The sequence below is a fragment of the Pseudomonas sp. NPDC087614 genome (genome assembly GCF_044743485.1).
Classification (GTDB): Bacteria; Pseudomonadota; Gammaproteobacteria; order Pseudomonadales; family Pseudomonadaceae; genus Aquipseudomonas; species Aquipseudomonas baetica_A.
Window position 1 is genome coordinate 33,935 of sequence record NZ_JBIUWN010000050.1, and the last position, 13,927, is coordinate 47,861.

General features: G+C 57.4%; 6 protein-coding genes and 1 pseudogene. 6 read left to right on the forward strand and 1 reads right to left on the reverse strand.

The features are described from left to right. The first annotated feature begins 463 nt into the window (after positions 1–463). A complete protein-coding gene (locus ACIOWA_RS18475; protein WP_401161215.1) occupies positions 464–1,111 on the forward strand; it encodes a hypothetical protein in 648 nt (215 codons plus the stop codon). Positions 1,112–1,184: 73 nt separating this feature from the next. On the opposite strand, the gene ACIOWA_RS18480 is transcribed toward ACIOWA_RS18475, so the two are convergent. After that, positions 1,185–2,003 carry an alpha/beta hydrolase gene (locus ACIOWA_RS18480; protein WP_339538957.1) on the reverse strand — a complete coding sequence of 273 codons (819 nt, stop codon included), beginning with the start codon at positions 2,001–2,003 and terminating at the stop codon, positions 1,185–1,187. A 216-nt stretch (positions 2,004–2,219) separates the two neighbouring features. Between ACIOWA_RS18480 and ACIOWA_RS18485 the strand changes: the two genes are divergently transcribed. From ACIOWA_RS18485 to ACIOWA_RS18505, 5 genes and pseudogenes are all read left to right on the forward strand, one after another. Then, entirely contained in the window at positions 2,220–3,926 is a 1,707-nt protein-coding gene (locus tag ACIOWA_RS18485; RefSeq protein ID WP_401161217.1) for a ShlB/FhaC/HecB family hemolysin secretion/activation protein, read from the forward strand. 25 nt (positions 3,927–3,951) lie between these two features. Next, a pseudogene (locus ACIOWA_RS18490) lies at positions 3,952–6,009 on the forward strand (filamentous hemagglutinin N-terminal domain-containing protein); the annotation flags it as partial. Between the two features lie 111 nt (positions 6,010–6,120). After that, positions 6,121–6,345, forward strand: a complete 225-nt coding sequence (locus ACIOWA_RS18495) for a hypothetical protein (RefSeq protein WP_401161226.1) — start codon at positions 6,121–6,123, stop codon at positions 6,343–6,345. Positions 6,346–6,396: 51 nt separating this feature from the next. Continuing rightward, positions 6,397–13,005, forward strand: coding sequence for a DUF637 domain-containing protein (locus ACIOWA_RS18500; protein ID WP_401161219.1), 6,609 nt, complete (start codon positions 6,397–6,399; stop codon positions 13,003–13,005). 8 nt (positions 13,006–13,013) lie between these two features. Then, positions 13,014–13,400: a hypothetical protein gene (locus ACIOWA_RS18505; RefSeq protein WP_401161221.1), complete on the forward strand. Its 387-nt coding sequence runs from the start codon at positions 13,014–13,016 to the stop codon at positions 13,398–13,400. Positions 13,401–13,927: the final 527 nt, after the last annotated feature.

Genomic DNA, 13,927 nt, shown 5'->3' on the forward strand with positions numbered 1-13,927 from the left:
GTCTCGCTATTGATATTGTCTCGTCAAGTTAACACTGAATGGATCCAATAAAACCTGAGAAGTTGCGTGTGAATAAAGCAGGCTAGCTGGCGTGGGCATTGCAGGGAAGTTGTTGATTAATGAGTCGTTAAGTGATGCTGCCGTTTGTCGGTGGTTCGCCCGAAAATTGAACATTCAAGCATTATGAACCTCAGATTATTCAGGACGTCACCCTTGGCGGCCGCTGCAATCGCAGAAAAGAAGTGGACTCCGAACCTCATGTGCATTCAGTGCAAATGAGGATTTTTTTATCTGAAATTCAGGGCGTAATAGTTGGTGTTTTGTGGGTGTGTCAGTTGAATCAATAGGTAATTAATACCGGCGATTCGATGGGTCTGTTGTGAGCGAAGTTAGAAAGTTATTGGCAGAATTTAGTCTGTTTTGTGGCTGACCTGAGCAGTTGATTAAGTTGGAGAGTATGAGCGTGACAATAAATACAATGATGAGCCTGTTTGAGCAAAAAGAATTTATGGAGTTTCTGCGCCTGGGTGTCATATATGTTCATTTGGTGGCGTGTTGTGTGGCAATGGGTCTTGTGTTGACCAGTGATGTTGCGATGGTGAGTGACCTGTTAAAACAAAAAACACCCTCTGAACATGACAATGCTCATATGGAGAAACTGCAGAAGTCGGTGGTGGTTGCCCTCATAGGCTTGTGGCTGACCGGTACGGCGGTCGTCGGTATCGATTATCTGGATAAAGGCATGGATTACTTTATGAATCCAAAGCTGCAAGCCAAAGTGATCATCGTTGTGATGTTGAGCTACAACGGCGTCTTGTTGCATCGCCTGGTGCTGCCGGCGTTACAGAAGGCTGGCTCGCTGCTCCATCTCGGGTTCAGCGCAAGAATGCTCGCACTGTTCTGCGGCTCGCTCTCGGCAGTGTCCTGGATGTATGCCGCCATGCTGGGGGTCGGACGTCCGCTGGCGTGGAAGTACTCTCTTTCTGAATTGTTGATGGCGTATCCGGTCCTGATACTGCTTGGTTTCATAGTGATGTCGGCGTTGACGTACCGCGCTAAACGCCAGATGGAAGCGACTGAGCCGCAGTGGATCGAACTCAGCGCTCGCTGATCAACTGAAAGCCCGCCAGGCAAAAGTCTGGCGGGCTTTTTTACGCCTCGGCGAAAAGCAGGCGGTCCGGCACTCAGCGGCCCAGGAACGCCAACAGATCCTCGTTCAACGCTTGCGCATGAGTCACCGCAAAGCCATGCGGCGCACCCTTGTAGACCTTCAGTTCGGCACCCTTGATTTGCGCGGCAGACTGTTTGCCGGTGATGTCGAATGGCACGATCTGATCACCGTCGCCATGGATCACCAAGGTCGGTACATCGATCTTGGCCATGTCTGGGCGGAAGTCGGTTTCCGAGAACGCCGTGACGCAATCCAGGGTGCCTTTGAGCGAGGCCAGCAGGGCGACATTCAGGGTTTGCGTGAGCACGCCGTCAGAGACGTTCTGACCTTGATTGGTGCCATAGAACGGGGCGGCGAAATCGGCGATGAACTGCGCGCGGTCTTGCAGCAGGCCCGCCTTGATACCGTCAAATACCGACTTGTCGACGCCCTGCGGGAAATCGGCTTTCTGGCCGAACAGCGGCGTCACCGCGCCCAGCAGCACCAGGCCGGCAACCCGCTCGCTGCCGTGACGGGCGATGTAGCGACTGACATCGCCACCGCCCATGGAGAAGCCCACCAGCGTGACTTCACGCAGATCGAGGTGATTGATCAATTGCGCGATGTCATCGGCGAAGGTGTCGTAGTCGTAACCGGTCCATGGCTGATCCGAGCGGCCAAAACCGCGGCGGTCGAAGGCGATGGTGCGGTAGCCGCGGCTGCTCAGGTATTCCATCTGGTATTCCCACATGTCGGCATCCAGCGGCCAGCCGTGGCTGAACAGAACAGGCTTGCCGCTGCCCCAGTCCTTGTAATAGATCGCGGTGCCGTCTTGCGTGGTGAATGTGCTCATGGGAACTCCTTACGTGGCGAATGGATGCCGTGATGGCAGCGTTCACTATCGGCGTAAAGCTCAAGGGGGACTTGTACGCAAGTGCTCGATTATCGAATCCGACAGATCGGCGACAAGCTCCGAAAAATTGTTTCAACTTATGTTTGACGTCAAAATGATGGCCATCTAACATCTCGCCACTATTTTGATATCACTTTCCGTCTCGAGGGATCGAACATGTACCCACCCGCCCTCGCGGCGAGGTTGTGCGTAGCTTTGCTGTGCCTGTCCGCGCTCCAAACCGCTTTTGCTGCACCCACACCCGGTGAAACCGACCTGATCCGCGACCGCCAGAACCGTCTTCTCGAAGAGCAGCAGCGGCGTCTCGAAGAACTCAAGGATCTGCCCGGCAAGGACGCCAAACCTGCCCAACCCGCAGCGCCCACCGACACCCGTTGCTTCCCGATCAAGAATCTCGAACTCAAGGGCGCCGACAGCCTGTCCGAGCGCGACAGGGCACGCCTGCTCAACCCCTACATCGGCGAATGCCTCGGTGTGCCACAGCTCAACGAGCTGCTCAAAGTCATCACTGACCATTACATTGAGAAAGGTCTGGTCACCAGCCGCGCGTACCTGCCGCAACAGGATCTGTCCGGCGGCCATCTGAAGGTGCTGGTGGTCGAAGGCAAGCTCGAAGGCATGAAGGGCGCCGAGAACAGCAAGCTGTCGGAGCGCGAACTGGCCATGGCATTCCCCGGCAAGTCGGGCGAACTGGTCAACCTGCGCGAGATCGAGCAGATGGTCGATCAGCTCAATCGCCTGCCGTCCAATCAGGCAAAAATGGAACTGGCGCCAGGCAAGAACGTGGGTGGCAGCACGGTGCTGGTGACCAACACCCCGCAGAAACCCTGGCGTGTCGGGCTGTCGCGCAATAACGACGGCCAGCGCAGCACTGGCGAACAGCAGTGGGGCACGACGTTCGACTGGGACAGCCCGTTGGGCCTGGCCGATCAGTTGAGCCTGCGCGGCGGTCACGATGCGATGACCGATCACCAGCACACCTCCAGAAACGCCGTGCTCAATTACAACCTGCCATGGGGCTGGTGGAACTTCAGTTACACCTACAGCCAGAGCGAATACCGCTCGCAGATCGCCGCCAACGGCTACAACTTCAAGCAGACCGGTGACAGCGAAAACCATCAGATCCGCGCCGAGCGAGTGATCCACCGCGACGCTGTCAGCAAGACCTCGCTCAACGCCGGTTTGTCCTACCTGCGCACCAACGCCTACATCGAAGACAGCAAGCTCAAGCTGAGCAGCAACCGCATCAGCGAAGCGCAGTTCGGCTTCAACCACGGCCGCCGTGTCGGCAGTGCGTTCGTCAACTTCGACGCCGGCATGCAGGAAGGCATCGGCGCGTTCGATGCGCAGGGCAGCCACGATCCAGGCCCCGGCGAACCGAACGCGCGCTACCGCAAATACACCGCCACCCTGAGCTACTTGCAGCCCTTCAAAGTGTGGGGCGAGTCCTTAACGTTCAGCAGCCTGATGACCGGCCAGCGCAGCGAAGACGTGCTGTTCAGCTCCCAGCGCACCAGCCTTGGCGGCTCGTCGTCGATCCGTGGTTACAAGGATCAATCCTTGTCGGGCGACAGCGGCGGTTACTGGCGTAACGATTTGCGCTGGGCACGTCCGGTGACCGCCGAATGGTTGCGCCCGGTGTTCGCTGAATACGGCACCAGTCTGGGTTATGACCAGGGCGTGATCCGCGGCGATCGCTACAACGGTAATCAGCACGGGCGCATGTCGAGCAACTCGCTGGAACTGTTCGCCCGTGGCGAGCACGTCGCCGCCAGCGTGACGTTTGCGCACTCGCTGGAACGCCCCGATGTGCTGACCGAGCGTGAAGCACCGATCTATTTCCGCCTGGATTTTTTCCTTTAATCACTGTTTTCCAGAGACCATCGACATGGATGTTCGCCAGTTTGCCTTTCTCGCAAGTCAGCCCACACCTGCCGTAAAAACCCGTGAATCGTTCCTTGGCATGCCCAAGCGCGGACTGGCGTTTTTGCTGGCGAACGTCATGTTCTGGCAACCGATCTGGGCGCAGGCGGACGGGATTGTGGTGGCCACGCCGGGCACCAGCCTCGGTCAGGCCGGCAACGGTGTACCGATCGTCAACATCGCCACGCCCAACGGCACGGGCCTTTCGCATAACCAATTTCACGATTACAACGTCGGCACCCAGGGCGTGATCCTCAACAACGTCGCCGCGCAGACCGGCGTGACGCAACTGGGCGGGATCATCGTCGGCAATCCCAACCTGACCAACCGGGTGGCCGCGCAAACCATCCTCAACGAAGTGGTCGGCGGCAGTCCAAGCCAGTTGCGTGGTTACACCGAAGTGGCGGGGCAGTCAGCCCGGGTGATTGTTGCCAACCCTTATGGCATCAGCTGCAACGGCTGCGGCTTCATCAACACCCCGCGCGTGACCTTGACCACTGGCAAACCGGTGTTGGACAACGGTCGCCTGGATCGCTTTCAGGTCGATCAGGGCAGCATTGCCATCGACGGTGCCGGGCTCAACGCCAGCAACGTCGACCGCTTCGAAATCATCACCCGCAGCGCGAAGATCAACGCCGAGATTCAGGCCAACAACCTGACCATCGTCGCCGGTCGCAATGATGTCAACGCCGACAGCCTCAACGCCACCGCCCGCGCCGATGATGGCAGCGGTAAACCGGGGCTGGCCATCGACTCTTCGGCGTTGGGCGGCATGTACGCTGGGGCGATCAAACTGGTAGGCACCGAAGCCGGGGTCGGGGTGAAACTCGACGGCAACCTGGCGGCCAGTGGCGGTGATATTCAGCTCGACGCCAACGGGCATCTCAGCCTCGCGCAGACTTCTGCTACGGGGGCAGTGAACGTCAAAGCGACCAGTCTTGATGCTCGCGGCCCGGTCTACGCCGGCACCGCCGTCAACGTGCAAACCCAAGGCAACCTGACCAACCAACAAACGCTTGCCGCCCGGGACAGCATCACCCTGAGCGCCGGCGGTGTACTGACCAACAACGGCATTATCGAAGCCGGGGTCAACGCCGACACCAGCCGCAACGCCAGCGGCGATGTGAGCCTGAGTGCACAGAACCTCAACAACGTCGGCAAGAGCGTGGTGGCCAGCCGCAACCTGACGGTCAATACCAGCCAGACCCTCAACAACTAGGGCGGCACGTTGAGCGCCGCGCAAACCGCCAACATCACCGCCGGTACCCTGGGTAACCAGAACAAGGGCCGAGTATTGAGCAGCGGCAACCTCAATCTCACGGCCAGTCAGGTGCTTAACGGCAACGGCCTGATCACCAGTACCGGTCATCTCAGTGCCACCCTTGGCCACCTGAACAACCGCACTGGCGAACTCTCGAGCCTGGCCAGCGCGACGCTGCGCATGGCCACGCTGGATAACGTGGCGGGATTGGTGAACGCCGGTCAGGCCTTGAGCATCACCGCCACGGGGGCTGTGAACAACCAGGGCGGTAAACTGACCAGCCTCGACAGCCTGAGCCTCAACGCCGGCAGGGTCGATAACAGCAACAAGGGCCAGATCGCCAGCAACAAGACCCTGACGGCCACTGTCAGCAGCCTCGACCAACACGATGGCGGGCAACTCACCAGTGGCACGTCGCTGACCCTGGACCTGAATCACGGCGAGCTGAACAACCAGAACGGTTTGATCAACGCCCCGGTGCTGGTGCTGAAAAACCTCGCGCAGGTGGATAACCGCAACGGCGAAATTTCCAGCGCCCAGGCTTTCACGCTGGCGGCCGACAGCCTCGACAACAGCAACGGCAAACTGCTCGGCAATCAGGCAGTGACCCTGCGCGTGCAGCAAGCGCTGACCAACATCAAAGGCCTGATCGCGGCGGCAAGCGTCGATGTACAGGCCGGTAGCCTGAACAACAACGGCGGCACCCTCACCAGTCGTACTGGGCTCGACCTTCGGGTTAACGGCCAGCTCGACAATCAGGACCAAGGCCTGATCAACGCCAGCCAAAACCTGAACATCAACACCGCGAGTTTGAACAACCAGAACGGCGGCTCGTTGCTCGGCAGCTCTATTGCCATCGACTTCAGCGGCGCCATGGGCGACCTGAACAACGCCAACGGCCTGATCACCACCACCGGTCAACTGAACATCCGCAACCTGCGGGACTTGAACAACCAGAGTGGTGAAATCTCCAGCAGCCAAAGCTACACGCTGACTGGCCGCCACCTGGACAACAGCGACGGCAAGCTCATCAGTCGTCAGCAACTGGACCTTAGCGCCGCTACCACCACTAACCTCAATGGTCTGATTTCCGGTTAGCAAAGCCTGAGCCTTCTAGGCGGCAGCCTCGACAACCGCAATCACGGCACCTTGTCCAGCCGCAACGGTGACGTGCTGGTGGACCTTACCGGTGCCGTGCGTAACAGCAACGCCGGCGCTCTGGTCAGTAACAGCACGTTGAAGGTCATGGCGGCCAGCCTCGACAACAGCGACAACGGCATTCTTTCCGGTGCCGGTGCGCAAACCTTCGTCATTGCAGGAACACTGAATAACGCCCAGGGTGGTTTGATCGACAGTGGCGCCGCTCTGGATATCCAGGCCAAAGCGCTCGACAACACCAACGCAACCATCAACGCTCAGCAGGACATCAGCTTCACCGGCACCGACCTGAACAACAGCACCGGTACCTTGGCCGGCAATGGCGCGATCACCCTCGATCTGCTCGGCACCTTGACCAATACCAGCGGCAAACTGGCGAGCAACGGCCCGCTGGTCATTCAGCGCGCGCAGCAGATCAATAACCAGAACGGCAAATTGATCAGCCAGGGTTTGCTGAGCCTGTTGACCGGTGGTCTCGATAACCGCAATGGCGGCATTGTCGGGGCCAACGATCTATTGACGCTCACGGCCAGTGGTTCCGTGCAGAACAGCGCAGGCGGTCAGATCTTCAGCAGCGTCGCCGGCCTGACGCTCAATGCCGCCAGCCTCGATAACGCCAAGGGCATTCTGCAAAGCCAGGGCGATCTGACGGTAAAAACCGGCGGCGCCATCGACAACCAGAGCGGGCGCATCGTCGCCACGGCCGGCATCCTCGACATCACCGCCGCCAGCCTCGACAGCCGCGGCGGTGTGCTCTCCAGCCTGCAAGGCGCCTTCAGCAGCCACATCACGGGTGTATTGCGCAACGGCTATGACCTGAACAACAACCGCCAGGGCGGGATCATTCAGGCCCAGAGCCTGGACCTCAAGGCACTGGCCGGCATCGACAACTATGGCGGGCGGATCACCGCGCAAACCGGCGATACCATTGTCGACACCGGCACCAACGGCAGCTTCGACAACCGCAATGGCGGCCTTTACGCCAAGGGGCTGGTCAGCGTCACCGCTAAAGACTTCGACAACAGCGGCGACAACGACGGGCAGATCGGCGGGAAACAGATCGACCTGAGCCTGCGCGGCGCATTGAACAACCGCCTGGGCATCATCGAAAGCGAAAGCACCCTGACCATTTCCGCCGCCAGCCTCGATAACCAGACCGGTCAACTTCGCGCGCTAGGCGGCAATGGTAAAACCACGTTCGCCATCGGCGGCCTGTTCGATAACCGCAATGGCGCGGTGGAATCCGCCAACACCAACCTGACTCTCGCTGCCGGTAGCTTGCGGAACGTCGGCGGCAACGTGCTGCACGTCGGCACCGGCCTCCTCGACATCGCCACCGGCCAACTGGGCAGCGCCGGCGGCAACTTCGTCACCCGTGGTGGCCTGACCCTGACCGCCGCCAGTTGGACCAACAGCAGCGTGATCCAGGCCGATCGCCTGACCGTCAACATCAACAGCCTCAACCAGACGGCCGGCGGCCAACTGCTGGCCGTCAGCACACTGACCGGTAACGGCGGTAGCTGGAATAACGATGGCCTGATCGCGAGCGACGGCAGCCTGAGTCTGACGCTCGGTGGCACGTACTCGGGCAATGGCCGGGTCAGCAGTCTAGGAACGTTTGGCCTCAGCGCTGCACAACTGAACCTCAATGCCGCATCGAGCCTCGCCGGTGGTGGCAACACAACCATTTCCGTGGGTGGACAACTGAGCAACGTAGGTCGCCTGACCTCGGCTGCCGACCTGACCCTGACGGCCGGTAGCGTAAACAACACCGGAACTGTGGGCGCCGGCAAGAACCTGACGTTGACCACAGACGCGTTACGCAACGACCGCGGATTGATTTTCAGTGGCGCAGACATGCAGCTTCTGAGCCCCAGCTTCACCAACTACTACGGGCAGGTCTACAGCCTGGGCAGCCTGCTCATTGCCAGGGACAAAAAAGGGACCAAGGCTGATCTGCTGGACAACAGATCTGGTGGGATTGAGAGCACCGGCGACCTGACGATTGCCGTCACGACGGTTAACAACGTCATGGATGTGTTGCAGTACACCGAGCATGAGAAAAGTGTCGCGACCATCACTCAGTTGTCGTGCACGCTGATCTCGTATGGATGTGACAGCCGTGGCGGTGGCCGCATCAACGGCCTTTGGGAAATTGCCGAAACCGATCGCTTGAAGATCACGCTTCATTCTGAAGCCGCCTCGATCAACAGCGGCGCGGACCTGACGATCAACGCTGGCGAAGTGAACAACACCAGCAGCAGCGTTACCGCCGCCGGGGATTTAAAGATCACGGCGTCGACGATCAACAACAAGGGCGTGCAAGAGCAGGACATCGAAACCACCCGACGATTCGTGAGCTGGGTCAACGAAACCGCTTCGGCCATTGGCATGGCTGACCTCTTCACCCAACGAAACAACCCGACACCTTCGGCCACCGTCGAACAGGACATGAGCAACTTTCTGGCCTGGATGGGCGAAACCCTGCCGACCAGCAGCCGCATCATCAACGGTGAGTCTCTGGATGCAATCATCCAGGCGGGTGGAAACGTCACCCTCGATGCCACCCAGAACATTAACAACAGTGTGGTCCGCCCGTACTACGCCTATGTGGCGGCGGGTCGCACCACAACCGACACCGGCGCGGGCAGCGGCTACTCGACACCGATCCAGATCAACCAGCAACTCGCCCCCGACCTGGCCCAGCAACAAGTCAACCCGCTGACGCTTCCCGGCTTCAGCCTGCCCACCAGCCAGAACGGCCTGTTCCGTCTGAGCCAGGAAGGCAGCACCAACCCGACCGCCACCGGCCCGCAAAGCTGGACCCTCACCGGCGCCAGTGTCACCTCGTCCACCAGTACGCCGGTCACTATCAACCGCGTGCAAGGCCTGCCGAACAGCGCCGGCAAATCCCAGCCGCACAGATACCTGATCGAAACCAACCCGGTACTCACCGACCTCAAGCAGTTCATGAGTTCGGACTACCTACTGTCCGGCCTGGGCTACGACCCCGACCAGAGTGCCAAGCGCCTGGGCGACGGCCTCTACGAGCAGAAACTGGTCCAGCAAGCCGTGGTCGCCCGCACCGGCCAACGCTTCATCGACGGCCAGACCTCGGACGAAGCGCTCTACAAGTACCTGATGAACAACGCCATCGCCAGCAAGGACCAGCTCAACCTGAGCCTCGGCGTGACCCTCACTTCACAGCAAGTCGCGGCCCTGACCCACGACATCGTCTGGCTCGAAGAGCACGAAGTGAACGGCGAAAAAGTCCTGGTGCCGGTGCTGTACCTGGCCAACGCCAACAATCGCCTCGCAGCCAACGGCGCGCTGATCCAGGGCAGCGACGTCACCCTCATCGCCGGCAAAGACCTGAACAACGCCGGTACCCTGCGCGCCAGCCAGAACCTTGATGCGACGGCCAAGAATGATCTGGTGAGCAGCGGGTTGCTGGAGGCCGGGGATCAGTTGAAGGTGCTCGCCACCAATAATTTGACCAACAAAGCGGGGGGCATTATTGCCGGGCGGGATGTGATGCTGACCGCCACCCGTGGCGACGTGATCAATGAACGCACGGTGACCTCCCACGACAGCAGCGTTGGCGATTACAGCCACGCACGAGACTTCGTGGACAACGCCGCCCGCATCGAAGCCGCCAACAACCTGGTGATCAACGCCGGGCGCGACGTGCTCAACACCGGAGGTGTGTTGAAAAGCGGCGGCGACATGGAGATCGATGCCAAGCGCGACGTCATTATCACCTCGGTGGAGGAGCGCCACTCCGAAAGCCGTACCAACTTCCTCGACTCAACCCTCACCCAGCACGGCGCAGAGGTCAGTTCCGGTGCCGGCCTGACAATCGATGCCGGCCGCGATGTGGCAGCGGTCGCCAGCAAGATCGACGCCAAGGGCGACGTGACCATCGAGGCCAAGCGCGATGTGTTCTTCGGTGCCGCTGCCGACGAAGAACATTCTTATTTCAAAGACAAAAAGGAAACCCGTCAGGAAGACCACATCAGTCAGATCGGCACCTCATTGGAGGCGGGAGGCAAACTCACGCTCAAATCCGGCAAGGACATGACCCTGATCGCCAGCGACATCAGCGCCGGCAAAGAAGCCTACCTGCACGCCGACGGCGACCTGCAACTGCTGGCCGCGCAAGACAGTGATTACTCGCTGTATGACATGAAGAAAAAGGGCGGCTTTGGCGCCGAGAAAACCCAGCGCGATGAGGTGACGCAGATCACCCACATTGGTACGCAGATCAAGTCCGGTGGCGACCTGACGTTGTCCAGTGGTGGGGATCAGCGGTATCAGGTGGCCAATCTTGACAGTGGCAAGGACATTATCCTCGACAGTGGTGGGGCGATCATTTTTGAAGGTGTGAAGGACTTTCATGATGAGAGTCATACCCAAAGTGATGGTGATGCCTTCTGGACCTCGTCGAAAGGCAAGGGCAATACCGACGAGACACTGCGCCAGACCCAGATGATTGCCAAGGGCAACATCGTGATCAAGGCCGTAGATGGCCTGAAAATCGATATCAAGGATGTAAACCAGCAGTCCGTCAGCCAGACCATCGACAGCATGGTCAAGGCTGACCCGCAGTTGGCGTGGTTGAAAGAAGCTGAAGCGCGGGGGGATGTGGATTGGCGGCTTGTGAAGGAGATTCACGAGTCGTTCAAGTATGAGAATTCGGGTCTTGGCCCGGCTTCGCAGATGATCATTGCGATCATCATGGCCGCCGTCGTCGGGCCGGCTGCCCTGACAGCGTTAAGCGGAATGGGCACATTTTGGGCCGCGACTTTTGCGGCTGTGGCTACCGGCGCGGCGACAAATGCCACGACAAGCTTCATCAATAATGGCGGAAACCTTGGAGCGGTGTTCGCGGACGTGACTTCATCCGATGCGCTGCAGGGCTATGTGATTTCCGGGCTGACAGCCGGAATCACGGCGAACTATCTGAATAAACTGACCGGCGCGACATTCGATGCAACCGGGAAATATACCGGTCCATCCTTGGCGACGTGGAAAGGCGTCAGCACATTCGCGGGAAGTCAGATCCTGCAAGGTGGCACATCTGCGGTCATCACTAAAGCGCTGGGGGGAGATGCGAATGTAAGTGACGTGCTCAAAGGCGCACTGTTCAATACGATGGCCGCGTTCAGCTTCAATCTCGTCGGTGATCTCACCCTTAATGTCGTGGACGATGGGTCGGCAACAAAAGTCGCCATACATGCCATGGTTGGTGGACTATTGGCCGAGTTGACCGGCGGTGATTTTGCGACAGGAGCATTGGCTGCCGGTGCAAACGAAGCGCTCGTCGTGGAGCTGAAGAACCTGGTTAATGGCGATCCGAATCTATTGCTGACGGCGTCGCAGATTATTGGTGTTCTAGCCGCAACGGCGAGCGGAAACGCTGATGCAACCAGTCTGCAAATGGCTGCGTGGATCGCCAATAATGCGACCCAATATAACTACTTGAATCACGCTGAATATACCGAGCGATTTGAAGCAGAGATCGCTTGTAAAGGGGGTGACAGCAACGCGTGCACGCGAAGAGATGAGCTGAATAAACTGGATGTTGAGAGAGATAAGGCTATTTATACCGCCTGTAAAGCTGATCTGAGTAGTCCTGCTTGCAAAGTCTTACGCTTTGAATCCAAGAAAGCGGAGTTCGACCTCCTTCGAAATAGAAATACGCCTGAATCGCGCGAGCAACTTAAGCTTGCGATGCAAGATCCAGAATTGATGCGCTACTCGATTGATGCCGAGTTGTACAGCATTGGTCTGATGAACAACGAAGTCGATCGAATGTTGTCGACAAATATCGCCAACAAACTAATGGACGTGTTGACTGATGGCCTTCCTCTTATTGGTTCGGCAAAAGGGTTTTATGAGGCTGAAAGTGTTTGGGATTATGTTCTTGCCGCGCTCAATATTATTCCGGTCGAGAAATACGCATCCGACGTCGTTGACGGTGTCAAGAAGGTAAAGGAACTTCTAAAAGCCGGAAAAGCGTCAGAAGCTGACGCGCTGCTTACCGAAATTTTGAAAAAAACGTCGGATGGCAAAACGATCACAAAAATTACGGATGAAATGAAGGCGGATCCGTATCATCCTGATTGGAAGAAGTACTCTGGCACTGAGCCGAGAGCCGTGGGCGCTGACGTTGTTGACTTCAATGCCCAAGCCTCAAAGAACGTGAAAAATGTTACTGCACCTATTGATTTTGATGGTCATGTACTCAATGCTGAGGTAAAAAGTGGAGGAGCGGTAGTCGGTGGACATTCCATTGCAACTGGGGATGTTAAAGTGATTCCTGGTACAGCAACTGCGCCCAATGCCGAAGGGGTGTACAGAGCTGAGATTCAGGTGGCAGATCCGAACAATCCAGGGAGCTTTTTGAATAAGACGAACAACAACGGTGTGTCTACAATGTTTCCTGATTCATGGACGGGTGACCGAGTTAAGGTAGAAGTGGATGAGGCGTTTAAAAATAGGATAGTTTCTGGCGGAATGTGGAGAGGCACGACACCTAGCGGAGTGAGAGTCGAAGGATACTTGTCGCCCAATACAACCGTTTATCCACTGTATTAGGAAGTGTTATGAAGTTGATATTCGCGTGGACGATTTCGATGGGCTATATTTCTGTGGAATGCAGTTCAGACGTAGTTTATGGTGATGCTTACAGTCCATTGGCTTATATCCTGAATGATTCAGGTGGAGAGAGGCCATTGGATACATTGCCTTGGCTCGAGAGAGGGCTGGAGTTATTGCGTTCGGTAAAAATTTCAAGGGTGGAGGTTGCCGAATGGGGGCGAGAGGCATGGAGCGCCGAAATCACAAAAAGTCAGGTGAAGATATATTCACTGCATAATGAAAGCACTTTTGAGAAGGTGAGCCTCGATACCTTCGAGAGGGCATTGTCGGCTTGGATCGGGTTTATTCAGACGCCTCAGGTGCCGGGGTTTTGCGAAGAAGTTGTTGTTTAACGATACAGAAAAGTAGACCTGCTCGAAGAGGAGTAAAGGGAGTCGGGAGTAAATGGGGACATGCCACGTTTAATGTAATTGGCTGAAACAATACGTAAAATTTTTCCGTCATTTTAGCCTTGCGGCCCGCTAAGCTTTCAGTTCGAACAATTGAAAGGATTCAACGATGCCGCGTAGACCTCGAGTTTTGATGCCAGGCGTACTATTGGACTTGATTCAGCGAGAAAATGTGTAAATGGGGACAGGCCACGTTTAGATAAAGGGGACGGGCCACGGCTTAGAAATTTATAAAAAAGTGATCTGTTCCCGTTTTCTCCTCAGTGATTATCATCCGGATTTTGTCGATGCAATTAAAAAGATTGAGCCAGGTTCGTTTAACTCTAGGTGCTTGGAGTTTTGGAGTCGCCAGAAATGATTAGTGGGGAAGTCGGGCAGTTAGGGATGGTCTGAAGTAGCCCTGTATTTCCGGCCAACTTCAACCTCATCCAATTTTGAAAGCGGTAGACCGATCAAAAACGATCAGATTG